This window comes from Ruegeria sp. YTSA226 (assembly GCF_059609905.1).
Genome location: NZ_JBXWMQ010000017.1, coordinates 15,962 through 41,780, shown reverse-complemented (window position 1 = coordinate 41,780; position 25,819 = coordinate 15,962). Strand labels below are relative to the sequence as shown.

25 protein-coding genes and 1 pseudogene are annotated in these 25,819 nt (G+C 54.5%); 13 read left to right on the top strand and 13 right to left on the bottom strand.

The window, feature by feature from the left end; translation table 11 throughout:
• Positions 1 to 99: 99 nt before the first annotated feature.
• On the top strand, positions 100 to 1,746 hold the full coding sequence (locus AC2FFF_RS17030; protein ID WP_496883008.1) for a hypothetical protein: 1,647 nt from the start codon (positions 100 to 102) through the stop codon (positions 1,744 to 1,746).
• Positions 1,747 to 1,932: 186 nt separating this feature from the next.
• Complete coding sequence (locus AC2FFF_RS17025) at positions 1,933 to 2,328, top strand: rhodanese-like domain-containing protein (protein ID WP_496883007.1); 396 nt, start codon at positions 1,933 to 1,935, stop codon at positions 2,326 to 2,328.
• Positions 2,329 to 2,385: 57 nt separating this feature from the next.
• Here AC2FFF_RS17025 and AC2FFF_RS17020 read toward each other — a convergent pair whose 3' ends face one another.
• Positions 2,386 to 3,258 (bottom strand): LysR family transcriptional regulator, encoded by an 873-nt coding sequence (locus tag AC2FFF_RS17020; protein ID WP_185956738.1) that lies wholly within the window; start codon positions 3,256 to 3,258, stop codon positions 2,386 to 2,388.
• Between the two features lie 186 nt (positions 3,259 to 3,444).
• Between AC2FFF_RS17020 and AC2FFF_RS17015 the strand changes: the two genes are divergently transcribed.
• On the top strand, positions 3,445 to 3,876 hold the full coding sequence (locus AC2FFF_RS17015; RefSeq protein ID WP_496883006.1) for a GFA family protein: 432 nt from the start codon (positions 3,445 to 3,447) through the stop codon (positions 3,874 to 3,876).
• Between the two features lie 31 nt (positions 3,877 to 3,907).
• The gene (locus AC2FFF_RS17010) at positions 3,908 to 4,102 is read left to right on the top strand and encodes a DUF1059 domain-containing protein (protein WP_271951912.1); all 195 of its coding nucleotides are present in this window, start codon (positions 3,908 to 3,910) and stop codon (positions 4,100 to 4,102) included.
• Between the two features lie 241 nt (positions 4,103 to 4,343).
• On the opposite strand, the gene AC2FFF_RS17005 is transcribed toward AC2FFF_RS17010, so the two are convergent.
• From AC2FFF_RS17005 to AC2FFF_RS16995, 3 genes are read right to left on the bottom strand one after another with little or no spacing between them, the layout of a single operon-like run.
• On the bottom strand, positions 4,344 to 5,021 hold the full coding sequence (locus AC2FFF_RS17005) for a GntR family transcriptional regulator (protein WP_142639574.1): 678 nt from the start codon (positions 5,019 to 5,021) through the stop codon (positions 4,344 to 4,346).
• A complete protein-coding gene (locus tag AC2FFF_RS17000; protein WP_271951910.1) occupies positions 5,018 to 6,049 on the bottom strand; it encodes a Gfo/Idh/MocA family protein in 1,032 nt (343 codons plus the stop codon). The genes AC2FFF_RS17005 and AC2FFF_RS17000 overlap by 4 nt, the downstream gene beginning before the upstream one ends.
• A complete protein-coding gene (locus AC2FFF_RS16995) occupies positions 6,046 to 7,134 on the bottom strand; it encodes an isocitrate/isopropylmalate dehydrogenase family protein (RefSeq protein ID WP_271951908.1) in 1,089 nt (362 codons plus the stop codon). The genes AC2FFF_RS17000 and AC2FFF_RS16995 overlap by 4 nt, the downstream gene beginning before the upstream one ends.
• A 136-nt stretch (positions 7,135 to 7,270) precedes the next feature.
• Between AC2FFF_RS16995 and AC2FFF_RS16990 the strand changes: the two genes are divergently transcribed.
• The 7 genes from AC2FFF_RS16990 to otnC are packed head-to-tail and all read left to right on the top strand — an operon-like array spanning position 7,271 to position 13,594.
• Positions 7,271 to 8,278 carry a Bug family tripartite tricarboxylate transporter substrate binding protein gene (locus tag AC2FFF_RS16990; protein ID WP_271951906.1) on the top strand — a complete coding sequence of 336 codons (1,008 nt, stop codon included), beginning with the start codon at positions 7,271 to 7,273 and terminating at the stop codon, positions 8,276 to 8,278.
• Positions 8,279 to 8,335: 57 nt separating this feature from the next.
• The gene (locus tag AC2FFF_RS16985; protein WP_496679665.1) at positions 8,336 to 9,085 is read left to right on the top strand and encodes a hypothetical protein; all 750 of its coding nucleotides are present in this window, start codon (positions 8,336 to 8,338) and stop codon (positions 9,083 to 9,085) included.
• A gap of 4 nt (positions 9,086 to 9,089) precedes the next feature.
• A complete protein-coding gene (locus AC2FFF_RS16980) occupies positions 9,090 to 10,601 on the top strand; it encodes a tripartite tricarboxylate transporter permease (protein ID WP_271951903.1) in 1,512 nt (503 codons plus the stop codon).
• A complete protein-coding gene (locus tag AC2FFF_RS16975) occupies positions 10,601 to 10,888 on the top strand; it encodes a putative quinol monooxygenase (RefSeq protein WP_142639562.1) in 288 nt (95 codons plus the stop codon). The genes AC2FFF_RS16980 and AC2FFF_RS16975 overlap by 1 nt, the downstream gene beginning before the upstream one ends.
• Entirely contained in the window at positions 10,885 to 11,682 is a 798-nt protein-coding gene (locus AC2FFF_RS16970; RefSeq protein WP_281973683.1) for an N-acyl homoserine lactonase family protein, read from the top strand. Before AC2FFF_RS16975 ends, AC2FFF_RS16970 begins: the two co-directional genes overlap by 4 nt.
• Positions 11,679 to 12,956, top strand: a complete 1,278-nt coding sequence (gene otnK, locus AC2FFF_RS16965) for a 3-oxo-tetronate kinase (RefSeq protein ID WP_496883005.1) — start codon at positions 11,679 to 11,681, stop codon at positions 12,954 to 12,956. The genes AC2FFF_RS16970 and otnK overlap by 4 nt, the downstream gene beginning before the upstream one ends.
• Positions 12,953 to 13,594 carry a 3-oxo-tetronate 4-phosphate decarboxylase gene (gene otnC / locus AC2FFF_RS16960; protein WP_281973685.1) on the top strand — a complete coding sequence of 214 codons (642 nt, stop codon included), beginning with the start codon at positions 12,953 to 12,955 and terminating at the stop codon, positions 13,592 to 13,594. The genes otnK and otnC overlap by 4 nt, the downstream gene beginning before the upstream one ends.
• Positions 13,595 to 14,029: 435 nt before the next feature.
• On the opposite strand, the pseudogene AC2FFF_RS16955 reads toward otnC, so the two are convergent.
• Both AC2FFF_RS16955 and AC2FFF_RS16950 read right to left on the bottom strand, forming a co-directional pair.
• Positions 14,030 to 14,688: pseudogene (locus AC2FFF_RS16955) on the bottom strand (transposase); the annotation flags it as partial.
• A gap of 215 nt (positions 14,689 to 14,903) precedes the next feature.
• Positions 14,904 to 15,272, bottom strand: a complete 369-nt coding sequence (locus tag AC2FFF_RS16950) for a hypothetical protein (RefSeq protein WP_142639554.1) — start codon at positions 15,270 to 15,272, stop codon at positions 14,904 to 14,906.
• Between the two features lie 621 nt (positions 15,273 to 15,893).
• On the opposite strand from AC2FFF_RS16950, the gene AC2FFF_RS16945 reads away from it, so the two are divergent.
• Positions 15,894 to 16,490, top strand: coding sequence for a TetR/AcrR family transcriptional regulator (locus tag AC2FFF_RS16945; protein WP_281973686.1), 597 nt, complete (start codon positions 15,894 to 15,896; stop codon positions 16,488 to 16,490).
• Between the two features lie 122 nt (positions 16,491 to 16,612).
• The gene (locus tag AC2FFF_RS16940; protein WP_281973687.1) at positions 16,613 to 17,719 is read left to right on the top strand and encodes an alkene reductase; all 1,107 of its coding nucleotides are present in this window, start codon (positions 16,613 to 16,615) and stop codon (positions 17,717 to 17,719) included.
• A 471-nt stretch (positions 17,720 to 18,190) separates the two neighbouring features.
• On the opposite strand, the gene AC2FFF_RS16935 is transcribed toward AC2FFF_RS16940, so the two are convergent.
• The 7 genes from AC2FFF_RS16935 to AC2FFF_RS16905 all read right to left on the bottom strand — a co-directional run bounded on the left by AC2FFF_RS16935 (position 18,191) and on the right by AC2FFF_RS16905 (position 25,728).
• A complete protein-coding gene (locus AC2FFF_RS16935) occupies positions 18,191 to 19,702 on the bottom strand; it encodes a mannitol dehydrogenase family protein (protein WP_496883004.1) in 1,512 nt (503 codons plus the stop codon).
• Positions 19,702 to 20,475 (bottom strand): L-iditol 2-dehydrogenase, encoded by a 774-nt coding sequence (locus AC2FFF_RS16930; RefSeq protein WP_281973689.1) that lies wholly within the window; start codon positions 20,473 to 20,475, stop codon positions 19,702 to 19,704. Before AC2FFF_RS16930 ends, AC2FFF_RS16935 begins: the two co-directional genes overlap by 1 nt.
• Positions 20,472 to 21,476, bottom strand: coding sequence for an ABC transporter ATP-binding protein (locus tag AC2FFF_RS16925; RefSeq protein ID WP_281973690.1), 1,005 nt, complete (start codon positions 21,474 to 21,476; stop codon positions 20,472 to 20,474). Before AC2FFF_RS16925 ends, AC2FFF_RS16930 begins: the two co-directional genes overlap by 4 nt.
• 12 nt (positions 21,477 to 21,488) lie before the next feature.
• Complete coding sequence (locus AC2FFF_RS16920) at positions 21,489 to 22,319, bottom strand: carbohydrate ABC transporter permease (protein WP_142639541.1); 831 nt, start codon at positions 22,317 to 22,319, stop codon at positions 21,489 to 21,491.
• A 12-nt stretch (positions 22,320 to 22,331) separates the two neighbouring features.
• Positions 22,332 to 23,198 (bottom strand): carbohydrate ABC transporter permease, encoded by an 867-nt coding sequence (locus AC2FFF_RS16915; protein WP_142639539.1) that lies wholly within the window; start codon positions 23,196 to 23,198, stop codon positions 22,332 to 22,334.
• Positions 23,199 to 23,305: 107 nt separating this feature from the next.
• A complete protein-coding gene (locus tag AC2FFF_RS16910) occupies positions 23,306 to 24,607 on the bottom strand; it encodes an ABC transporter substrate-binding protein (RefSeq protein WP_271951885.1) in 1,302 nt (433 codons plus the stop codon).
• Between the two features lie 95 nt (positions 24,608 to 24,702).
• Positions 24,703 to 25,728, bottom strand: a complete 1,026-nt coding sequence (locus AC2FFF_RS16905) for a LacI family DNA-binding transcriptional regulator (protein WP_142639537.1) — start codon at positions 25,726 to 25,728, stop codon at positions 24,703 to 24,705.
• Between the last annotated feature and the right edge of the window lie 91 nt (positions 25,729 to 25,819).

Here is a 25,819-nt window from a genome sequence, read left to right as displayed (position 1 = left end):
TATAAGTCGGGTCTATGCCTTAGGTCGGCTTTGATGTCGCCAGTATCGAGAAACAGCCCATTGTGGTAAACTCCTCCCTTTAATTAGGGGGTTATTGTGATGGAATACTATGATCTCGGTCGCTACAGCCGAAAGATCACAACCTCGTCGGACGAAGCCCAGCTTTGGTTTGATCGTGGTTTGGCTTGGACTTACGCGTACAACCACGAAGAAGCGATTGTATGCTTTCAGAATGCCGTGGCTGCGGATCCAAATTGCGCAATGGCGCACTGGGGCATCGCGTATGGTATTGGGCCGAACTACAACAAGCCTTGGGAAACATTCGAAGAAGACGAGAAGCCTGACTGTATCGCCTTGGCGAAAGCGTCAATCGAGGCTGCTGCGTCGTTAAAGGACCGGCTGACGCCTGTTGAACGCGCGCTAATCGATGCCATTCCAGCGCGTTATCCACCCTCGTCGGATATTGAGGATTTCAGCCCGTGGAATGACGCCTTCGCTGATGCGATGCGAAAAGTTCACACCGAATTCGATCAGGACCTGGACGTGTCTGCGATTCTGGCCGAGTCGCTCATGAACCGGACACCCTGGCAGCTTTGGGATTTGCCGACCGGAAAGCCCGCCGAAGGGGCCGATACGCTCGAGGCAATATCCGTGCTCGAAAATGCGTTCGATACACTTTCCGGAGCATGGGAGCACGCAGGACTATTGCACATGTACATTCACCTTATGGAAATGTCGCCCCACCCCGAACGGGCACTGCGTCAGGGCGATGTGCTCAGCACGCTGGTGCCCGAGGCCGGGCATTTGTTGCACATGCCGACCCATATCGACGTGTTGTGCGGAGACTATATGAACGTGGTACTGCGCAATCACAAAGCCATATTGGCAGATCGCAAGTTTCTGAAGCGCGAAGGCCCTGACAATTTCTATTCCGTCTATCGGTGCCACAACTATCACTTTAAAATATACGGTGCGATGTTCTTGGGGCAACCATCGGCAGCAATCGAAGCTGCCGATGAGCTGATCGACACCTTGCCGTCAGACACTCTTCAGCCGATGGCGGACTGGTTTGAAGGCTTCATTCCAATGAAGCAACATGTGCTGATCAGGTTTGGTCGCTGGCAGGATATTCTCAATCAGGATCTGCCAGAGGATGAAGAGCTTTACAGCGTGACCATTGCCATGATGCGGTATGCAAGGACGGTTGCCTTGGCCAACCTACACAGGGTCGCCGAAGCCGAGAGTGAAAAAGCCAAGTTCTATGATGCTCTGGCCAGAGTTCCTGAGACCCGAATGCTGTTCAACAACACATGCCGGGACATTCTGAAGGTCGCTGAGCAAATGATGCTGGGTGAGTTGGCCTATCACACAGGAGAGCACGAAACGGCCTTTGACCACCTGCGAAAGTCAGTCGAGATCGACGACAACTTACCATACGACGAGCCCTGGGGCTGGATGCAACCCACCCGTCATGCGCTGGGTGCTCTTCTTCTTGAACAAGGCCAGATGGAGGAAGCCGAATCTGTTTACCGTGCAGACCTTGGCCTGGATGCAACGCTTAGCCGGGCCTGTCAGCATCCGGGCAACGTCTGGAGCCTGCATGGTTTGCACGAATGTCTCACCCGGCGCGGTGAAACGGTCGAAGCCGCCCATATTAAGCTACAACTGGACAAGGCCGCTGCCCGCGCCGAGGTGCCGATAAAGGCGTCGTGTTATTGCAGGCAGAAGGCTTTGGCCGCCGAGTAATCTCGGATCAACAGCAATGGCTGGGGCATTTGCGAGGCCCGCTTCTGCCGTTGATCGGGACTTGTTTAACTTCGTTGATGGCAACCGTCTGGGCGACCAGAAGACTGCCAAGCATCGCTTGGATGCCGTTTTGCGGTAAATCAGCCGCATGGTAGCATAGCGTAAGATTTGCAGTCGGGGGGCAACATGGTCTTAACATTCGCACAAATGGAAGCTCAGGAAATATCCAAAGCAAATCCGATTTCAGCAACTGACGCGCTGGCAGTACTGATCGAAGACCCCAACGCACTTGTGGTGGACGTGAGGGATAGCGCTGAAATGGCGGCTACAGGTATCAACCCTAGAGCAATTCCGGCTCCTGGTCGCGCCGTCGCTTGGATGGCAGACCTTGAAAGTGAATACAGATCTCAAGAGTTACAGGATCGTGGAAGGCGAATTTTCACCACTTGTGGCGGAGCTCCGAGCTACCGAGGCGCGGCAGCGGCAAATGTATTGGCTGCTATGGGTTTTCAAAACGTGCAGTTCATCGATGGAGGGATGGCGGCTCTGATCGCAGCTGGCTCCTCCACAAAGCAGCCTTAAAAAACGGCGAAACCAACGGTCTTGAGCAAACAGAGCAGGCGAGTAAATAGATACTTCTCAGCTTCCAGAGTTGTGTCTAGATACGACTTGCGACTGAGATATAAGCCAGTTGACGAACACCTTAGCCTCGGGACGCTGAAATTCTGCTTGAGTCTGGATGTAATAGACGCCGAAGAGTGGCTCAGAGAACAACTCAATCATCCGACCAGATGACAGATCGTCCTCGAAAAAAGCTCGGGCAGAATACGTGATACCGTCACCCCGGCGAACCGCAGTCATGATCAGGTTCCCAGGCATGTGATTTATGGTCAATGGCTCGGGAGGTACGACCCCATGATAGGTGAGCCAGTCGGCCGCCTCGTTGGTGCCTAGTTCCTGCAACCAGGGCAGCTTCGTTAATGAGGCCGGGTCACGCAGATCTTGGCCTTCCACCAGTGAAGGTGCTCCGATCACGACCATGTCGGATACAAGGACAGTATCCTCTTCTTTTCTTGGCATGCGTCTATCGTGATACCGAATGGCGACATCGATACCACCTGGCTTAATCTGAACCAGTTCAGAAGTTGGGTTCAGCATCAAAGTGATCTCTGGATGTTGTTGTTGAAACTCTGCCATTCTCGGCAATAGCCACTCCACCGCGAATGCTGGTGACATGGTCACTTGAACGGGACGGTGTGCTGCATGTTCCGCCAGTCGTTCGACACCCCTTCCGATAATTTCAAAGCCGATACCCAGTTCACGTGAAAGAATGATGCCTGGCTCTGTCAATTCAATGCTGCGCCCACGTCTGGCAACGAGAGCTACACCCAAATGTCTTTCCAACGATTTCACCTGCTGGCTGACAGCCGCTTGGGTCACGTTCAAGCGTTCAGCCGCCACTGTGTAACTCCCTGCTTCCGCAACTGCTGAGAAAGCGCGCAAAGCGTTCATCGGGGGAAGGTGCAACCAATCCATACTGTAGATTTTCTAATGCTTGGTTAAACTATTTGAGTCGCATGATATCGGTTTTCTTGACAATATTCATATCAAAATCTGTTTATAAGTTCCAAGAAAAATAGGCATAGGCATAGGCATAGGCATAGGCATAGGCATCATCATGGATGTCAGCCTAGCCGCATGCCAGGAGATCTTCATACGATGGAAAAACTTCAAGGTGGATGCTACTGTGGTGCGGTTCGATACCAGATCGCGACACCACCTGTCTGGTCGGGACATTGCCATTGTCGTTCATGCCAAATGGCCCTTGGCGGCGCCTTTGTAACTTGGGCTAAGGTAGCCGCCGAAGACTTCGCCGTTATCAAAGGCGAAATCCAACACATTGAGAAAACTCCGGGTATTCGCCGCGGGTTTTGTCGGGACTGTGGAACGACGTTGACCTATGCCGCCCTAAATGAAGTTGAGGGCCAAGACTGGAGCGCTGACGCTTGGTTTTCTGCTGTAACGTTGGACGACCCATCGATTGCGAAACCCAAGGCCCACGTCTTCGTGTCACATCAGCAGCCATGGATAAAACTCGACGACGGTCTGCCGACGTTTCTTGAGTTCTAACCAACTTTCCGAGCGCACGGAGGAGAAAGCGATGAACACTGCATACTCATATGCCTGCAAGGATTGCGAGGGCATGGAGGCCTGCCCAGGCAAAGTGGTTGCAGCGACTAAGGACGAAGTATGGAAAATCATGGAACTGCACGCGGTAGTCGCCCATGGAGAAGATCCTAGTTCGTGGGACGCCGATACTCGAGAATATCTGGAAACACTGATAAAGCCCGCGTGATCAAATAAATTAGGCTTCAAATTCCTGCGGATAAGCGCCACAGCTCACATCGCCAGCAATTCCTGATGAATTGCGACCATTGCCCAGGTGTCGCGCGTGCAATACGCCACAAGATCAGCATATACCTTAGGGCTGCAGCCGGACACACCTGCGGACTGCCGTTGAAGACAAGTATTCGGAGCGCCTTTAATGCCGAAAATAGGCAGTTATTTTAGGTGATTAACGACCGGATACGAGAAGATCAGAGGCTGTTGAGCCGATGCTTTTCGAGTATCCCGCAAAGCATAGCCTGTGCTTGCAGCCTGTGTTCTCGATGACGTTCACGGGCGGCATCTGGACGACCTTCACTGATCGCTTGAAAAACAACCCGGTGATCTTCATTAGATTTAACGGGCAGGGGCCGGATGAACAACGTCGTTGCGCGCGCGCGACGTACCTGGTCGCTCATCATGGCGACAATCGCTTCGACTCGTTTGTTGCCGCCTAACCGAACGAGCTCCTGGTGAAACAACTCGTCGGCCTCGGCCCAGGCTTCAAGGTCTTCGGCTTCGATGGCTTGGTCCATCTTTGCAATTGATCCGGCAAGTACCGCCAGTTCATCTTCGCAGTAGCCCGCTTCGGCAGCGCGCTGTGCTGCGAGACTCTCGAGTTCCGTTAGGATGTCGTAGATTTCGCGCATATCATCTGATGAAACAGGCAGTATCCGAACGCCCTTTCGGGGCCGCATTTCAAGCAACCCTTTACTTTCCAACATCAGCGCAGCTTCCCGTATCGGGGTGCGGGACATGCCAAGGGTTTCGGCGAGTTCCGATTCCAGATGATCAGTTCCGGCCGCAAGTTCGCCGGACAGGATCATCTGTCGCAAATCCCTGACAGCGCGTTGCGTATTAGAAAGAGTTTTTGCGTCCTGATCCTTCACGGGGTCTCCAGGTTGATTTTTCGTCCTTCCGCAGCTGAGAGATAGATATTCTCTTCAATGCGGATCACATCCAAATATTCTCGGGCCGTGTTTTCCAGCGGCGTGCCCCGTAGAAGGCCCGAAATGACGTGACTTTGCAAGGCGTGGACGCAGTCTCCTCCAAATCCATCATGATCGCTTGGAGGTAGAATCTGCTGTCGCTCCTGTTTTCCAAAACCGCGGAGTTCTACTGAACCATCGCCATTAAGAACCAGTGATCCTTCCGTTCCTTCGATGAGCGCTTCGCCCATGGTCTGACGCAGGTTTTTGGCGCTGTGGTCAAGGCATCTGTTGCCATCGAACAGAGCATTCAAACCGTTTGGGTGGTCAAACAGGATGAAACCTGCATCCTCGCCCGTGATAACGGGGTTAATTTGGCGCAAGTCCGCATAAACGGCGCTTGGCGCATCGAATAGAAACCGGAACGTGTCTACCCAGTGAACCGCTGTTTCATGAACCAGGAAACGCGGCATTTCCTGAAAGTACGGCTGCCGGTCAAGGTAGGCTCGTGGTCCCTGTCCGTCGCCGGGCCGAAGCCGGAAAGTAGCTTGGAGAGGTGTACCAATTCGACCCTCGGTCATCGCCACCTTGATCGCACGATACCAGGGCTGAAAGCGAAAATTCTCATGCACGACAATAGTTGCACCTACCGCCTCAGCCTCTGAAACAATCTTCTCAGCTTCATCCAGAGATAAGCAAAATGGCTTTTGGCAGATCAGCCACTTGATACCAAACCGCAATGCCGAGCGGATTGCCTCGGCCTGCGCCACAGGCGGAAGGATGATGTCCACGAGATCTGGTTTTTCCGCCTCCAACATTCTTGACAGATCATCGTAAGCGGCCAGTCCTGTTTCTTTCGCCTTGTTGATATCACGGTTGCAGGATGCAATCGGAACCGCTCCGGGCATTCGGGACCAGCTTTCGTAGTGGAACCTGCTGAAATACCCCGCACCCACACACGCGACACTGATGGCTTGTTGAGTATTCATGTCCGCATTGCTTCCAATACCGATGCGGCGGCACCCTTCGTTCCGGCCGTTCCACCTAGGTCACGGGTCAGGTTCTGTCCGTTCGCCGTCACCTTTTCCACGGCTTCACGCAATCGTTCGCCGTCGCTGGACAGGTCTGGATGATCATGGGTGAACCCCAACCATTCAAGCATCATTGCTGCGGACAGGATCATCGCAAAAGGGTTTGCAATACCCTGTCCCGCAATGTCCGGGGCGGAACCATGGCAGGGTTGGAATACAGCGTGATTCAACCCGATATCCGCTGATGGCGCCAGTCCTAGACCACCCATGAGACCCGCACCAAGGTCTGAGAGGATGTCTCCGAACATGTTCTCAGTGACCAAAACGTCAAATTCCCAAGGCTTTTGAACCATCCATAGAGCGGTGGCATCAACATAGGCATGGTCAGCTTTCAAATCGGGATGGCGTGCGGCCTCCATGTCAAAGATAGATCTGAAGAATGCAAAGGCCCTGAAAACATTGGCTTTGTCGACACATGTAACCCGTCCTTGGCCGCGACCGGATGCCTTGCGGTTCTTGGCGAGTTCAAACGCGAAACGGAACAGTTTTTCGGACACCTCACGAGTGATCAGCAGAGTTTCACGTGCTTCGTGTTCCGTTACTTCGCCAGCGCCTTGGGTGAAGAACAGTCCTTCTGTGCTTTCGCGTATCAAGACAAAGTCGATCTCTTTTCCGGGGGGCAGCGTCAAGGGGGTCATTTGTCCGCTGCTTACCTTTACTGGTCGTACACCAGCGAAAAGTCCCAGTTGCTTTCGCAGATCAATCTGAGGTGAAATCTCGGTTCCGTCAGGATATCGAACATCCGGCAAGCCCATTGCAGACAGCAGAATTGCGTCAGCATTACGTGCAGTTTCGAGTGATCCAGCCGGAAACGATTCTCCAGTTTTGGTGTAGTGGCCTGCGCCTGCTGGTGCGTCTGTAAACGCCAGCTCGTAGCTGGGATTGTTGCCCGAAAGCTGGCGCAGGATTTCAAGCGTAGGGGCCATAATTTCCGGGCCGATCCCGTCCCCGTGGAACACTGCAACATCGTACATCTTTTTCATCTTTGCCCATTTCCTTCCCGTTTCGCATTCATAGCGCGATAGCAGCTTCCACTACAGTACGTTGACAATGCATTCTTTAATGTATACGCAAATAAATGCAATAATAAACGCGAAGTAGTTTTGGGAGGACTTGGAAATGAAACTAAAGCTAGGGCGGTTGGCGGCCGCAGCCGTGGTGGCGACCGGGATTACAGGGGCAGCTATTGCGCAGGATTATCCCTATCGTGATATCACCACAGCTGTGGTCTGGGGGGCCGGTGGTGGCACGGACACGATCAACCGAATGATCATGGCCGAGATGGAAAAACACCTTCCGGTCTCGATCAATGTGATCAATCAAACAGGTGGTGTCGCAGGCTCCAACGGTATGGTTTACGTGATGAACCAACCAGACGATGGTTATACATTGGTCGGTTTGTCAGAGTCGAACGTCACCGCTGCTGTGCAGGGTGGTTGGGATAAGAAATTTGATTTTTGGTATCCGTTCATTGTTGGTGGATCACCTGATCTGATCTCGGTCCCGGCGGACAGCCCTTACAATACTCTGGAAGAACTGGTCGACGCTGCGAAAGCAGCTCCTGGCACTATTCCTGCGGCGGCTTCCGGCGCAGGTTCGATCCACCACTTGAATCTTCTGGCCATCGAAAAAGGGGCCGGTGCAGAATTCAAGTTTGTTCCATACAAAGGCTCAGCGCCCGGTCAGGAAGCTGCGATAGCGGGCGAAGTCGCGTTGGTTGTGACGTCACTGGCTGAACAGGCTCCGTTGATTGAAGGCGGTCAACTTAAACCGCTCGCGATGTTGACGCCCGAAGATGCGCAGATTGCAGGGGCAACAGTGCCTTCTGCCTTCGGCATCTATGACGGTCTCGATCAGTATTTGCCGCTCAAACAGGCCATCGGGTTTGCAGTTCACAGCTCAGCCGGGGACGATGTAAAGGCCGCGCTTGGTGATGCCTTCGAGCAAGCTATTGCCTCCGACACCGTCGCCGAATGGGCCTCTGCAAACAATTATGATGTCGGTGGTCAACACGGTGAAGAAGCTCAAGAACTGTTTGCGAACCTCGAGGCTACTTTTGCCTATACCTTGCAAGACCTTGGCGCTGCCACAGTGGACCCGGCCTCGCTGGGTATCGAGCAGCCCTAATCCGATCAATTTTGAAGGGGCGCGCATGATCGCGCCCTTTCCCTCAGGAGGCAGGCAATGGACAAACCTGACGAAACACTGGTCATGCGGTCGCGCGACTTTTGGGCAGCAATTGTTCTTATAACAGTGTCCGTCTTTTTTCTTTGGAAGACATCGGACATTCCACTTTGGGGCGAAAACCGCGCAGGTGTAAGTGGATCGGATTGGTACAACTCGGCTGCAATTGTACCGCTGTTCATCTTCGGTGGATTGCTTGGCTTGTCCTTCGTTTTGCTTGCTATTTCAATCCGCTCAGGTGGTGCCCAAAACGCGCTTAGTGCTTTGGGCATCGGATGGGATAAGTCGGAAGCCTATCGAGCTTCAACAATAGGCCTGATCCTTCTTGCATATGTCGTCGGACTGGTTCCCAGAGTGGACTTCATTCTGTGTTCTGGGTTGCTGATTACAGCTTCGACTTACGGCTACTACGGGGGTCATGCGCGGCGTGCTTTGGTGGCCTGTAGCGCGGTTGTCTCTGCCGGGCTATTTGCGTTTGCTGTTTTCCCCGCGCAGGCGGACTGGAACGCACTCAGTGACGATTGGTTTACACTGGCTCTATGGGTCTCGCTTACACTTTTGGTGTTGAGCAAGGCGGCTTCCGAACACGTTTTGCGGTTCGTTCCGTTGGTGGCAATACTTGCCCCGCTCATCCTCGTTTGTGCGATGGCCTTTGTTTTCCGACAGAACGTGCCCGCGCGCGGCGGGCTGATCTTCAAGCAAATCGAGTACCACTACTACGTGACGCTTCGTCCGCTATGGAAAGATTGACCGGATGGACTTTATCCTTTCGCAACTGGCTGGATTTGGGACCACATTCGTGGGCCTGGCAGTAGACCCGCTGACCTATCTGTATTTGATTGCATCCGTGTTCCTGGGTATAACGTTTGGCGCATTGCCCGGCCTGACCGCAACGCTGGCAGTGACGATCCTGACGGGTTTCTTCGGCAACAAGATCCCATTGGACTATTCGCTGATCGCTTTGCTCGGGGCCTATGTCGGCGCGATTTACGGCGGCTCTTATCCGTCAATCCTGCTGAACATTCCGGGCACGGCGGCCAGTGCGGCGACGGCCATGGATGGATACCCTCTGGCTAAAGCGGGTCGAGGGGGCGAAGCACTAGGGCTGACCACAACGGCCAGTTTCATTGGTACAGTTATCGGGACCATCACGCTTTTGATCTTTGTCTGGGCGTTGCTTTTGGTTTCAAAAAACATCGCAAGCCCGGAGAAAGCACTGCTGGCCCTGTTCGGCATTCTGCTTTCTGGCACTTTGATGAGCGAAGACCTGGTGATCAAGGGATGGATCGCCGGTCTGATCGGCCTTGCGATGTCCATGGTGGGGCTTGACCCTCTGTTGTCTGAACCGCGCTATACCTTCGGCTGGTCTTACTTGATGAGCGGGTTTCAGGTCGTGCCGGTTTTGATGGGGGCATTTGCCATTCCCCAAATCATCGACGGTTTAAGGCACGTTGAGGCCGGGAAAGCTCTGGCCCTGAAAGGTCGCATCCTTCCGAATCTACGCTCCATCCGACGCTACCTGCCCACCATTGGCCGGTCAGGGGTGATCGGGACAGGGGTAGGAGCACTTCCCGGCGTCGGCGAAGATGTCGCCGGTTGGGTCAGCTACGGTGTCGGTAAGACCGTATCTGCTGAGGGCGATAAGTTTGGAAAAGGGTCATTGGAAGGTCTGCTGTGCTCTGAAACGGCAAACAACGCCTGCATTGGGGGCGCACTAATCCCGCTTTTGGTGTTGGGCATTCCCGGTTCACCACCCGCCGCGGCTTTGATGGGGGCTTTCAAGATCAACAACGTGATCCCAGGTCCGACGATAGACCCCGAGATCATTCTGCGCGTGGTTGCAATACTTGTGTTGGCCTCCCTGACAATGTTCCTGATGGGCCTGTTCACTGCTCGGGTTTTCATCAGAATACTCGCCATCCCGCAGACTATCTTCTTGCCGGTTGTGATGGTTCTAACAACAATTGGGTCTTTCAGCGTCGGTGGTGGCATCAATGATCTTTACCTGATGCTTGGCGTCGGCGCCGTTGCCTATTTCATGAACCTGATGAAATACCCAATCGCGCCATTGGTTATCGGGGTTATTCTGGGCAGCCTGTTTGACGAAACCTTCCGCCGGTCGCTGTTCTTGTCGGACGGGGATCTTTCGGTCTTCTTTTCACGCCCGGGTGCGGCCATTCTGCTGGTGCTCAACATTGGCCTGATCCTCAGCCAACTGCCCGTTGCGAAGCGCGCTTTCTCACGTCTGAAAGGACTTTCCGTCTGATGTTTGTGGTTACTGTCACCTTCACTCTCAAGCCCGGTACGAGAGACACCTTTTTGCCGCTGATGGTCGAAAACGCTTCGACCTCTTTGTGTGAAGAAGCCGGATGCCAGCAGTTTGACGTTTGCCTCGGCGGCAATCCCGATACAGTTTTTCTCTATGAGGTTTATGATGACAGCGCTGCGTTCTCCGCCCACCTGGAAAGCGCGCATTTTCAGGCCTTCGATACGGCAGTGGCTGATATGATCGCTACCAAGGTAGTTCACCAGTACTCCGAGGTCATCCGATGAACGATTGGGAAATCCACGCCGTGAAATACGCGGATCGAAATGCCCGCACCCGACGGGACAGTTTCATCTTGGATGACAATCATGACGCACCTCATGCGATGGACTATTTCATCTGGGTATTGAAGCGCGGGAACGAAGTCATTCTGGTCGATACCGGCTACGATTCCGATGAGGCAGTCGCCCGTGGTCGTCCCATTGCGATGGACCCGCGCGAGGCTTTGCAGCCCATAGGCATTGCGCCGGAAGCGGTAACCGAGGTTATCGTGACCCATCTTCATTATGATCACGCGGGGGGGCTGCATATGTTCCCGAACGCGAAGCTGCATATGCAATCGGCGGAGATGGCCTTCGCCACAGGCCCCTGCATGTGCCACGACCATCTGCGCGCACCTTTCACGGCTAGCCATATTTGCGAGGTCGTAAAGCGTCTCTATTCAGGGAACGTCGTGTTCTACGATGGAGAAGCCGAGATTATAGATGGGGTCACGGTGCACTGCATTGGTGGGCATTCGCGAGGGTTGCAATGCGTTCGCGTAAGGACGGAAGCCGGGTGGATGGTGCTCGCCTCTGATGCCTCGCATTACTATGAGAATTTCATGGCGCGCAAAGCCTTTCCCATTGTCGTCGACCTACAGGACATGATGGATGGTTTCGAGACACTCGAGAGGTTGGCCTCGCATCCTCGACTTATCGTGCCCGGCCATGATCCACTTGTGCGTGAGGTTTTTCCAGTCGGTGCAGCGCCGCATATCTATAGGCTAGACCCAGGGCCGACGAGGGACATCGAACTATGAAAATAGGTGTCATAGCGGATGATTTTACTGGTGCGAGTGATATTGCGAACACCTTGGCGAAGGGCATGGAGCCAGAAGGTGGGATACGAACCGCGCAGTTTCCGGGTGTTCCTAATATCCCGGTCGACGAAGAGATCGAAGCGGGTGTGATCTCACTCAAAAGCCGCACTGCACCGGTTGAAGAAGCCATTACAGACAGTCTGAGTGCTTTGCGGTGGCTCGCGGATCAAGGATGCCAGCAGTTCATCTTCAAGTATTGTTCGACCTTCGATTCCACGACGGAAGGAAATATCGGCCCAGTTGCGAAAGCGCTTGCCGACGAGCTGGACGCGCAAAAGGTGGTTTTCTGCCCGGCCTTTCCGACAACCGGGCGCACCGTCTATCACGGTCACCTATTTGTGCAAGGTAAGCTGTTGCACAAGTCGGGGATGGAAAATCACCCTCTTACTCCGATGACGGATGCTAACATCAGGCGATGGTTGCAGTATCAGACCCAAGAAGCGGTCGGGTTGGTGTCAATTGACGCCGTGGAGCAAGGATCAGAGGCGATTGCTGATGCTTTGCAGAAGGCCGGCGAACGATTTGTAATTGGCGATGCGATTTCGGATGAAGATTTGTTGGCCTGGGGAGAAGCTCTAAAGGATGCCAAGCTCATTACTGGGGGATCGGGTATAGCACTGGGACTACCAAGAAACTTCCTGAGAGAGACTTCATCCAAAAGTGCTGGCACTGTGTTCACTGGTATCGCAGGGCCTGCCGCGATCCTTGCGGGTTCTTGTTCAGGTGCGACCCGCAGGCAGATTGAAATTCACGCGAAGTCCCATCCGACTTTCGCAATTGATGTTTCGGGTGTTATGTTCGGGGATGTGACCACGCAAACGCTTCTGGATTTCTTTGAAGAGCATTCGGGTCAGGCGCCGCTCGCGTATTCATCGGGGAGCCCGGATGATGTGCGTGCGATCCAAGGTCAGTTTGGTCAGGAAGCCGTAGCGGAAAAGCTGGACAATCTCTTTGAAGATACCGCGCGAGAACTTGTCCAAAAGGGCTACAAGCGGTTGGTTGTAGCTGGAGGTGAGACGTCGGGAGCTGTCGCCCAGGCTGTCTCTGAGGCACTGGGGTCACCGGCTATGTCAATCGGGCCAGAGATTGACCCGGGCGTACCTGTCCTGAGCGTTGGAAAAACTGAACCCATTGCAATGGCTTTGAAATCCGGCAACTTTGGCGCTCCAGATTTCTTCTCGAAGGCACTGAGAATGATGGAGGCAGGCAAATGAGTTCTGAAGAACAGGCACTGCGACGGCAGATGTCCGAGCTGTGCGCCTCGCTGTTTGTGCGTGGCTTTTCCGTTGGCACTGCGGGCAATGTCTCTGCGCGTTTACCGGACGGGATTCTCATGACGCCAACGAATTCGACTTTGGGCAATGTTGACCCCGAGCGAATTGCCAAGATTGATTTGGATGGCAACCACCTGTCCGGTGACAAGCCGACCAAGGAGATCTTTCTGCACCAAGCCTTCTATGAGACGCGACCTGAAGTGGGCGCCGTGGTTCATCTGCACTCGACCTGGGCGACCGCGCTGTCGTGTCTGGAAGACACCGATCCCAATGAATGTATTCCGCCGCTTACACCATACGTGGTCATGCGCGTAGGCACGGTTAAACTGGTTCCATACATTAAGCCGGGTGACCCAAAATCCGGTGATTTGATCCGCGAACTGGGCGGCAAGTATAGTGCTGTTCTGCTGGCCAACCACGGTCCCGTCGTATCAGGAAAGGATCTCTTTTCAGCAGTCTGTGCAGCGGAAGAGTTGGAAGAAACAGCCAAGCTGCTCGTGGCACTGCAGGGTATGTCAACCCGGATGTTGGATGTAGAACAAGTCGCAGAACTCAAAGAGGCTTTCGGAAGGATGTAGTTGGACACAGATAGGGAGAGTGTGCAAACTTTTGGGTAAATCGTGCAAAATTATGCGCAAATACCACGCAAAGTTATGGGCAAGAACATCTGAATTTAATGATTGAAATCAATAGCAGAAGCGCAGCGTTATGCGCGTCCCTACAATTTTTGTTGGTGCGCCCATAGCTTTGCAACTCGCCCAAAACATTGGGCGCATTAACCTACAACTTTTTTGGTTTGAGGTTCGATATCTTCGGGTCTCATTCTTGGCTGGTTTCGCAGCATAATCGTAGTACCGGGGAAGATTTTCGGATAGCCGCTACTAGCCCGAAGCGGACATCCAAAACTAGTCTTTGCAGTTTCCGAGATGCGGACTTTTCTGCGGTTCGTGGCAATCTGCCGAACTGGTGTTTCGGCCCTTACCGGACATTCACCCTTCTATCGGAATGGTGCAGCGCGGCCCGTCGAAGCGAACAGCCAACTCACGCGGGGAAAGCTCACTTTCCTTCAGGGCCAGATCCCTGATCTTCTCGCGCACTGGCGTGGGAATGCGGTTCCAGACCCGTGACGGCCGGGGGCAGCGGTCTTCAAGCGCCTCAGGACCACCGGAAAGATATTGGTCGTACCAGCGTTAGAATGTAGTCTTCGGGATACCCAGCTTTTCCAAAGTGCGTTTGGTCGGCAGATGGGATTGTTCGACCAGCTGGATGATCTCCAGCTTCTCAGATGCGGGGTATCTCATTCGTCGTCGTCCCCATCCGCGATCATGCTTTTTTTGAGAAGCCGCAGCTCAAGGGCCTGTTCAACAAAAACCTCCTTCAGATCGCGCGCCTCACGGCGCAGATCCTTGACCTCGGTTGATGTCGCAGCACGTGCCGTGTCGCCAGCCAAACGTTTCTTTCCGGCTTCCGGGAACTCCTTGGACCAGCTGAAATACAGGCTCTGAGCAATGCCTTCGCGACGACATAGTTCTGCAATGCTGTCCTCGCCCTTCAGGCCATCCAGAACGAACCTGTTCTTCTCTTCGGCAGAATACTGTTTGTGCGTCGCGCGGCGGATGTCTTTAACAATCTTCTCGCCGTGGCTCTGCTTGGTTCCGGGTTTCTTTCCCATCTCCACTCCTCGGCGGTTACGATGAGCCAGAAACCCTCTCTTATCAAATCAACCTAAACTGTCCCATTGGCGCTGACGTCAGACACTCAGTTAAGTACGCTAAAGAGTGCTGCGTTGAGTGCCCTGATCTTGCTTTTCTTGCCGGTGGCAGAAAAAGCAGGGGAGTCACGAATTTGCCAGATGTTGTACGACGTATGAGTGACCAAAAGCTAAAACTAAGCTGCCATCAGACAACCAGCTTCGCCTGCGATATCGACTATGCAGTCATCGCCGGTCTGAATGCGAATTGCCGGGCTTTCCCCTCCGAGTTCCAATTTGGGTGAGGTTAACCAGAACGCGCATTGCCACGGCGTCATTTCACGTGGCAGGGCTTTCAACACTTTTTCCATCAAAGGAAGCGGGGTTCCATCCTCAGCAAACTGGAAAGATGGATAGGCGTTGGCCCCTTTGTAAGGCAAAGAAAGTACCTTCCCGGTTCTTGTCCAGATATCGGCTATCCGCGTGATTTGCCAGGAGCCATTTTGCCATTGTGCGTGCACGCCGGCATCGTCCAACAACGGATACTCAAGCGCAAAATCATCCATCCGGATGTCATCGACTGCGCTACAATGTCCCTCGAAACTATGCAAATACATCTACTTACTCACCGAACTCACTAACAACTCATGAAACGATACTGACAAGAAATCGTTCTAGCCAAAGTTAAGAAGTTCACATTGGGCGAATTAAACTTCAGCTAACCTCGCTATTTTAACCTAGCGCGCTGAAATTATTGTTGGTTTGCTTACAACGGCCCGCCGTACTGATGCTCATAAAACCAGTTCTGAATTCGTGGCTTTGTTACTCATTGGGGTAGTAATCCTCACAATTTGAGGGCATTGGCCATGGATCTACCGAACCAATCTCTGGTTTGTGAGTGATCAACATCTACGTATTGGACAAAGCCGCCAGTCACTCTGTCAAGTGTTGGAAACGAGTACCGAGCGTGGCCTCTCTTTTCTACGAACACGATCCTCTTCGTCTGACACTCCCGCAAGAAGACTAACAGTCCTGATCCTAAGATTAGCGTGACACCAAGCGCGCCGGGGAGGTTTTGCATTTCCACGGACCTAAATTCCTTTCTCTGGTCACAATACGGACTGACCATTCCAAAAATTCCCTACCGCCACCTTGAATTTCTGGGCCAACCATTCCACATCTTGCTCATGAGCAAAGAAACTCTCGCAGTTGGCGACATCAAATCACCCGCAGGCCCGGGTAGGCCTCGCGCCTTTGACGAAGCTGAGGCTTTGGAAAAAGCCTTGTGCGTTTTTTGGCACAAGGGCTACGAGGCCGCATCTGTGGATGATCTGACCAAGGCCATGGGTTTGAGCCGGTCCAGCTTCTATGGAACGTTCGTCAACAAGCAGACTTTATTTCACAAAGCCCTCAGCCACTATTCCAGGCGTGGTTTGAATACTCTGCGCGACGTCGCGGACGCGGGCGGGGATGATCCCGTTGGTGCGATAATGGAAGCTTTGGCGAACCCGCAAGGAGGTCGTGACGGCTGCATGCTGATCAATTGCCTAACGGAACTTGCCCCGCATGACAATGAAGTGGCGGCTCTCGGACGGCACCATTTGGAGAGTATTGACGAGATTATTGCGAGAGCGCTTGAGCCTTCGGATCCGGGACAGGTACTCGACAAGGCACGCGCCTTTGCCTCCCTTGCAATTGGCACGCTAGCCTTGCGCAAGGCGGGCATTCCCTCTGAGCAGATTTCGCAAACCCTGAAACAAGCCCGGTTGGTGATTTCGCCATAAGGCCTCCCGCCACAACAAGGAAATGAAACCTAACACAAACTCAATCAAGAGACAGTGACCCTAATATTGGACTAATTGGTCCAATAATATCTGAACGAAGTTTACCAAAGAAGGAAGCAGCAATGGCTGATGAAAAACTGTTCTCCGGCATCAAAGCTGGTGCAATCGAGCTGAAAAACCGCGTTGTCATGGCGCCACTGACCCGCAACCGGGCAAGAGCCGAAGATGACAGCGTCCATGAATTGCAGACCAAGTACTACGTGCAACGGGCGGGTGCTGGATTGATCATCACGGAAGCTTCGCAAATCTCGCCCCAAGGCAAAGGCTATGCCTGGACACCTGGCATTTATTCCGAAGCACAGATTGACGGCTGGAGAAAAGTGACTGAGGCCGTCCATGCTGAGGGCGGCAAGATCGTGATCCAGCTTTGGCATGTGGGCCGGATTTCGCATACCAGCTTACAGCCGGATGGTGGTGCCCCTGTTGCGCCATCTGCGATCGGCGCTAAGGCCAAGACCTTTGATGGTGAGCAGTTCGTCGAAACATCCGAGCCGCGGGCTCTGGCCGTCGAAGAAATTGCTGGCATTGTTGCTGACTACCGGAGGGCCGCGGAAAACGCCAAGGAGGCCGGTTTCGACGGTGTCGAGGTCCATGCAGCCAACGGATACCTTATCGATCAGTTCCTGCGGGACGAATCCAACAAGCGTGAAGACGAATACGGCGGTCCTGTCGAGAACAGAGCACGGTTTCTGAAAGAGGTCATGGACGCAGTTGTTGACGTGTGGGGCGCCGACCGTGTTGGTGTCCGCCTAAGCCCGTTCTCGGACGCCAACAACATCTCCGACAGCGACCCGCAGGCGACATTCACTCATGCGGTCAAATTGCTGAATGGGTATGGGCTGGCCTATCTCCATCTTGTGGAGGGGCAGACCGGCGGCCCCCGCGAAATTCCGGAAGGTGGCGATCTGAAGGCGCTCTATGAGTTGTTTGACGGTGCGAAAATGGGCAACAACGCTTATGACCGGGAAATGGCGGTTGAAGCGGTTGAAACCGGAGCCGTCGATCTGGTGGCCTTTGGCCGGCCGTTTATTTCCAACCCTGATCTTGTCAACCGGTTGGAGAAAGGCGCCGCGCTAAATGAGCTGGATCCAACCACGCTCTACGGCGGCAGTGAAAAAGGGTACACCGACTACCCGGCATTGGAAGAGGAAGCTGTTGCCGCAGAGTGATACATCGCTCTTAACTCCGTAGTGACAAGCAATACCAAGCAAAGTGAGCGCGTCGGTTTGGACGCGCTCACTTGGCAATTACGGAGATATCCATTCTTGAAGCGAGGATCTATCACAAGCCCTCGAAAGAACTGCTTCCCTATGATCAGGGTCGAATATTTCCAATAAGAATTTACTCTTGATTGAGAAACGCCCGGTTCTAGTTGAAGAAGATGTGTGGTGACTACGATCAATTGAGCGCGTTTCTCGAACCGCGCTATGTTATGGGCAAATCGTGCAAACTTGTGCGCAAAAGTCTTCAATTTTTGTGAGTAAAATCGATGGCGGCGATGCAGCGTTATGAGAACACCTACAATTTTTATGGGTGCGCGCCAATTTGCAGTGTCAGAACCCCTGCGCCGCGTTTGCACGTGATACGTCACGGAACTGCGCGGTCTTGGCCCGCGACTGATCTCCATGTGTTTTGACCGGTTACTCTGACGTGGACGTCTGCGCGACGTAGTCTGCTATCGCAGCGCGGCTACCATGTCTCCAGATCTTGGTCAGCCAAAAAGAAAAGTCCTGACCAAAGCGGGTATCACGGCCAATCTCGCCGTAATATTGATCCTGCTCGATCCACAGTTTCGGATCATCTCTGGACGCCAGCGCGATGTGCTGAAGAGCGTCCCAATGGGGGTCGTTTGGCGCAATTTCAGACCCATCCTCGCGCCTGCCTGCACACATCCGGCACCAGAATGCCTCGGCCAGGGCCAGCCCGCTGGGGGCAGGGCCCGAGGCAACTGCGTCACGCAGCGAAGGCAGCAAGAACCCGGGATGCCGTGAGGATCCGTCAAACGCGACACGGCGCGTGGTGTCATGGATGGCAGTGTTTGCAAATCGCTTTTCGACCAGATCAAGATATTCACTTGGTTTAGCGCCGGGGACAGCAGCGACATGCGGGAGGATTTCTTCTGCCTGAACTTTAGCGAAAAACGCCAGGATATCAGAGTCCTGCATGCATCGTGAAATCGTCGGGACGTTCAGGATTTCTCCGACATTCGCAAGCAGCTGATGACCGCCGTTCAAAATACGCAGTTTCATCGTCTCATAGCTATGAACATCGTGGGTCAGTGTGACACCGACTTGTTCGAGCGGCGGACGCCCTGCGCAAAAATTGTCCTCGATCACCCATTGGCGAAAGTTTTCATGTGAGACAGGGGCGCGGTCATCGATTCCAAGTCCGTGGCATTGCGAAACAACCTGCTCTGTCGTAGCAGGCACAATGCAATCCACCATCGAATTGGGAAATGCGCCATATTGGTCGATCCAGTTGGCTAGATCCGGGTCAGACATACGCGCCAAACCAACAATGCAGTTTCGCAGGATCACCCCGTTGCCCTGAAGGTTGTCGCAGCTGAGCGTGGTAAAGGGTTTCAAACCCTCCTTCTTGCGCTGTCGAAGAGCTGCGACAATGGCGCCAAACGCGGTTCGGGGTTGGTTGGGATGTGCGGCATCGTATCGAATGTCTTCGTGATCGGCGTTGAACGCGCCGGTATTGGCGTCCAGAAAATAGCCGCCCTCGGTCACTGTAAGCGACACAATCCGGATGGACGGATCGGCCATCTGCCGGATCAGCGTCGCATTGCCCTCTTCGATTGGCAGGTAGTCGATCATGGCTCCGACAATTTCGGCGGATATTCCCTTTGGGTCCAGCTCGATCAGTGTTGTCAGACAGTCCTGCGCCAGCAACCTCTCTCGCATTTCGGCATCATAGCTGCGGACACCGGCCCCGATGATCGCCCAGTCCAGTGCTTGGCCCTGTTGCATCAACTGGTGGATATACCAGGCCTGATGCGCGCGGTGAAAATTGCCCAGCCCGATATGGACTATGCCGGGTTTCAGGTCTGTGGGCAGGTAATTCGGTGTCCTGACAGTCGCAGGCATATCTGCAAGGCTGTCGCGCCGCAGCCGCACCGGGGGATTTGCGTTTGCCAGAGGATCCATCAGCTCATCCAGTTCCCGCCGTCGACATTATAGGTTTGCGCGACAATATACTGCGCCTCATCTGAGGCCAGAAACACGGCCATTCCGGTCAGGTCCTCGGCACGGCCCATCCGACCGTGCGGCACCGCTGCGGCTACTTCGCGTTTCTTCTGCCCGGGCTCTTTGCCCTCATGCTTTGCAAAAAAGGCGTCCACGCCATCCCAGTGTTCGCCATCGACAACCCCCGGAGCAATGGCATTTACGTTGATGCCGTGTTGGATCAGGTTCAGCCCTGCAGATTGGGTAAGCGAAATGATAGCGGCTTTGCTTGCGCAATAGACGGCGACCAGAGGCTCGCCCCGTCGTCCGGCTTGCGATGCCATGTTGATGATCCGGCCTTTGGTCCCGTGTTCGATCATGTGGCGCGCGACGGCCTGCATCGTGAACAAGGCGCCTGAGACATTGATGTCGAAAACTCGGTTGTAGTCGGCACGCTCGATTTCAACGATTGGTGCTGCAGTAAAGATGGCGGCGTTATTGATCAGAATGTCGATGGGACCGAAATGTGAAGCCGTCTTTGCCACCGCTGCATCGATGCTCTGCTGGTTGGTCACATCCATCTCGATAGCCAAAGCGGCCTCACCGATTTCGGCGGCCGCGGCTTGCACGCGCGCGCCGTCAATGTCGGCCAGCGCGACACGGGCCCCTTCGGCAACATAGGCTTTGGCAAAGGCCAGTCCGATGCCACGCGCGGCCCCGGTAATCAGGGCGGTTTTACCGACCAGACGTGTCATTCGATCCGCAGGCCCTTTGCGTCAAACCGATGGATCACATCCGCGCGTGGCGTCAGATAGATACGGTCGCCATGGTTGAAGCCAACTTCACCCCCCGCTCGTACGGTGATCGTGTCCGCAAGGCCGGTTTCGTGAATGTGGAAGAACGTGTCCGAGCCCAGATGTTCGGAAACCCCAACCACCCCGGACCAGGTGCCGGAACTGTCGGATACCTCCAGATGCTCGGGGCGGACCCCGATCGTGTGGGCGTCATGTTTCGCGGCCTCTTCGCCCGCAATGAAGTTCATTTTGGGTGATCCGATAAAGCCCGCGACGAATAGGTTTCGAGGAGTTTTATACAGCTCGAGCGGGCTGCCCACCTGTTCGATCACACCGGCCTGCAGCACGACGATCTTGTCGGCCATCGTCATCGCCTCGACCTGGTCGTGGGTCACATAGATCATCGTGGTTGCAAGGCGCTTGTGCAGCTCGCTGATTTCAAGCCGCATTCCAACGCGCAAGGCGGCGTCGAGGTTCGAGAGTGGCTCGTCAAACAGAAACGCCGCAGGTTCACGTACGATGGCGCGGCCAATGGCAACGCGCTGGCGTTGACCCCCAGACAGTTGGCCCGGTCGGCGATCCAGATAATCGGTCAGGTTCAGAACATCGGCAGCGCCCTCGACGCGGCGGTCAATCTCGGCCTGATCCAGTTTGGCCATGCGCAGCGGAAAGGCGATGTTCTTGCGCACCGTCATATGCGGGTAGAGCGCGTAGGATTGGAACACCATGGCCAGACCGCGCTTTGCGGGCGGGACATCGGTGGCGTCCGCCCCGTCAATGTCGATACTGCCCGAAGTGATGTCCTCGAGCCCGGCAATCAGCCGCAACAAGGTGGACTTGCCGCAGCCAGAGGGGCCGACGAAGACAGTGAACTCGCCATCTTGAATGGTCAGGTCCAGCGGCGGAATGACTTCAACGTCGCCAAATTTCTTGGTCACGGATTTGAGTTGAATGCGTCCCATGCGGAGTTTTCCTTATTTCACGGCGCCGAAGGTCAGGCCGCGGACAAGTTGTTTCTGGCTGAACCAGCCAAGGATCAGGATTGGTGCGATTGCCATGGTCGATGCAGCGCTGAGCTTGGCAAAGAACAGGCCCTCGGGGCTGGAGTAGCTGGCGATGAAGGCCGTCAGCGGTGCCGCGTCAACCGCGGTCAGGTTGAGGGTCCAGAACGCCTCGTTCCAGGCGAGGATAAAGTTCAACAGGATGGTCGAGGCGATACCGGGCACCGCCATGGGCGTCAGCACATAGAGGATTTCCTCTTTCAGCGTTGCCCCGTCCATGCGGGCGGCTTCCAGGATCTCGCCGGGGATTTCGCGGAAATAGGTGTACAGCATCCAGACAATGATCGGCAGGTTGATCAGCATCAGAACCACAACCAGACCTGCGCGACTGTCCAAAAGCCCAAGCCGGATGAACAGCAGGTAGATCGGGTATAGAACACCGACCGCAGGCAGCATCTTGGTGGACAGCATCCACAGCAGGATGTCCTTGGTGCGTTTTGATGGTACAAAGGCCATCGCCCAGGCGGCGGGCACCGCGATGATCACGCCCAATATGGTCGAACCGCCCGCGATGATGACCGAATTCCACAGGAACCGCATGTAATCCGAGCGTTCCTGCACGATGGCATAGTTTTCCAGCGTCCAGTCAAAGTTCAGAAACAGCGGCGGGCTGGCGATGGCCTGTGCTTCGGTCTTGAAGCTGGTCAGGATGGTCCAGAGGATCGGGAAAAAGATCAGCAGCCCAACGGCCCATGCCAGGGCGGTGTTAAGCGACTTGCGACGGGGTGTAACTGAGCGGCTCATATCGTTACCTCCTCACGCGTCCAGGTTCTTGCCGACGATGCGCATCAGGAAGATCGCAACGATATTGGCAAGGATGATTGCATAGACACCTCCGGCTGATCCAAGGCCGACGTTCTGGCCCTCTAGCACGCGCTGGAAGATCAGGTAGGTGAGTGTACGGGTGCCGAAGGCGCCGCCGGTGGTCACGAAGATTTCGGCGAAGATCGACAGCAGGAAAATGGTCTGGATCAGGATCACGATGGTGATCGCGCGGCTTAGATGCGGCAGGATGATATGGTAAAAGCGCTTGAGCGGTGGCGCGCCGTCCATTTCCGCGGCTTCCAACTGTTCACTGTCCAGCGACTGGATCGCGGTCAGCAGGATCAGCGTCGCAAATGGCAGCCATTGCCACGATACGATCATGATGATTGACGTCATCGACGCCTCGGATAGCCAGGAAACTGGCTCAGCCCCGAAAAAGCGCCACAGATGGGCCAGCAACCCGTTGACCGGGTCCATGAACATGTTCTTCCAGACCAATGCGGAAACGGTCGGCATCACAAAGAACGGTGCGATCACTAGGATGCGGACAACGCCTTGGCCCCACATCGGCTGATCCAGCAGCATTGCCAGAAGGATGCCCAGAACAACCGTGATGGCAAGCACACCGCCGACGATCATCAGCGTGGCCTGAACCGCGGGCCAGAAGGAACTGGAGGAGACGAAACGGACGTAGTTGTCCAAGCCGACCCATCCCAGATCACCGCCGCGCAGGGGCAGGTATTTCTTGAAGGAAAAATACAGCGTCATCGTCAGAGGCACGAGCATCCAGCCAAGAAGCAGGATCACTGCAGGTGCCATCATCAGGCGTGCAACTGATCGGGAATGTTGAGTAGCCATGACGCAAAACCTCTCTGTTCAGGCATAGCTCAGCCTGCGAGAAAAACGCGAGTTGTGGAAGGGTGAAGCGGGGGACAGACCTCTGTCCACCCGCTGGGAAGGAGGCCTTAGTAGCCTGCGGCTTCCATTTCTTCGGCAGTGAAGGCTTGCGCTTTGGCAAGAGCTTCTTCTACCGTTTGTTGCCCTGCATAAACTGCCGAGAACTCCTGGCTCACCTGCGTGGCGATACCTGCGAATTCCGGGATCGCTGCAAACTGAATACCAACGTAAGGCACTGGCTTTACAGTCGGATTGTTCGGATCAGCCGACAGGATCGAGTCCAACGTCATCTTGGCGAACGGAACCGCCTGATAGTCCGGATTTTCGTACAGTGACGTACGTGCGCCCGGAGGCACGTTGGCCCAACCTTCGTTCTCGGCTACGAGTTCGATGTAGTCTTTCGACGTCGCCCATTCGATGAACTGTTTGGCCGAGTCTGCCTGTTCCGTACCAGCCGGAATTGCCAGAGCCCACGCCCACAACCAATTCGAGCGCTTGCCAAGCCCAGTGTCGGGTGCAAGTGCAAAGCCAACGCTATCCGCGACTGTCGAGTCTGTCGGGTTGGTCACGAAAGAAGCCGCGACCGTTGCGTCGATCCACATGCCGCATTTGCCCTGCTGGAACAACGACAGGTTTTCGTTAAATCCGTTAGTGGCGTAACCTGCGGGGCCGGACTCGTTCATCATACCCACGTAGAAGTTCAATGTGTCAGCCCATTCGGGCTGATCGAACTGCGGCTTCCAATCTTCATCAAACCAGCGCGCACCAAAGGAATTGGACATCGCTGTGATGAAAGCACCGCCTTCGCCCCAACCGGCCTTGCCGCGCAGGCAGATACCGTTGATATCAGCGTCGCGATCGGTCATCGCAGCAGCCGCTTCGCGGATGAACTCCCAAGTCGGAGCGTCCGGCATTTCCATACCCGCTTTTTCCATCAGGTCAGTGCGATACATGATCATCGAGCTTTCGCCGTAGAACGGAGCCGCGTAGAGCGTTCCATCATGGCTAAGGCCGCCTGACATGGCGGGCAGGATGTCACCTACGTCGTATTCATCCGACAGCCCGTCTAGGGGAACCAACCAGCCGTTCGCGCCCCAGATCGGCGTCTCGTACATTCCGATGGTCATGATGTCGAATTGGCCACCTTTGGTGGTGATATCCGTTGTCACGCGCTGGCGCAGCACGTTCTCTTCCAACGTAACCCACTCGACATCGATGCCGGTCGCTTCGGTGAATTTATCGGTATAGCCCTGCATCCGGATCATGTCGCCGTTGTTCACGGTCGCTATTGTTAAGGTATCCGCTTGGGCTGCTGCCGTGGCGACGAAAGTCATTGCTGTCGCCGCACGAAGTGCGTTCTTGAGATACATCCCTGTCCTCCCTGAGCTTGGATGTCGTGCAGAGAAGGTAGTTTTAAAATTGTCGCGCCGTCAATAAAAACTTTACGCGCGTTAAAAATATGAGGTCACGCGGAATCCCTTAAAACCAACCTTGCGGGGAAAAGAGTCTCGGTTCGAGTGTCAAATTTCCCCCCGTTTTCAATGAGTTCAAACAAAGTCTCCACACTGCGCCCGGCTACGTTGTCATAATCATGTGCTGCTGTAGTCAGGGATGGGCATGTGAATTTTGCAAAGGGATGGTCATCATTTGAGGCCAAGCGCAGCGTAGAATCGTCTTTGCGACCGACCCGAATCCCCTGTTCATAGCAAGCAGCAAGAAAGCCGATGGCCAAACGGTCGTTGCTGCACAAGACCGAGTCCGTCCTCAGCTCGCGATCTGACAGAACTTTCAGCGCCCCCCTGTGACCGATTTCCTCAAATGCCCAACCCTTGCCGTCGACTTTGATGATATGAGGATCGAACCCAAGGCGCTCCATCACTTCGATATAGGCCTTCCGTCGCTTGTTGGCGTTTGGGTTGGCGGGGGTGCGCATTTCGAAGAATGAAGGCGGTTCGCCGGTGCGGGTCATGTATTCGACTGTCTGCGAGACAAAACTGAAATTGTCCGATCCAATAAAGGCTGCACCCAAACCTTCAAGATTGCTGTCAAACAGGACTGTTGGAACATTGGCGCAGAATTTCTCGATCGCCGTCCGATCCGAGGTGCGCCCCAAAGGTGCCAACAGCACTCCGGCGGGCTTCATGGATTTCAGGCCGTCGAGAATTTCGTTTTCCAGCTTGGGATCGCCATGCGAGCTAAACAGGGACGGGCGATACCCCGCAGCAATACAGCTTTGTTCAAGATAGCGTGCGATTTCGGCAAAAAACGGATCGGCAAGATAGGGGACCACGATGCCGATATTCTTGGTCAGTTTCCGGTTCTGGTTCACCGCATAGATGTTGGGGCGATAGTCGAACCGTTCAAGCGCCTCTTCGATACGGAGCCGTGTTGTGGGCCGAACACTGTCTGGGTCCTGGAAATATTTCGATACTGTGGGCCGAGAGATGCCGCTGAGGGCCGCAAACTCTTCCATGTTCCTGATCTTCGTCATGCCAGTCTGTTCGTCCGCCTTGATCTTATCATAGTTTTACATATTCTTTGCGCGCGCAAAAAAAATCAATAGCCTGGCCGGTGATATCGGA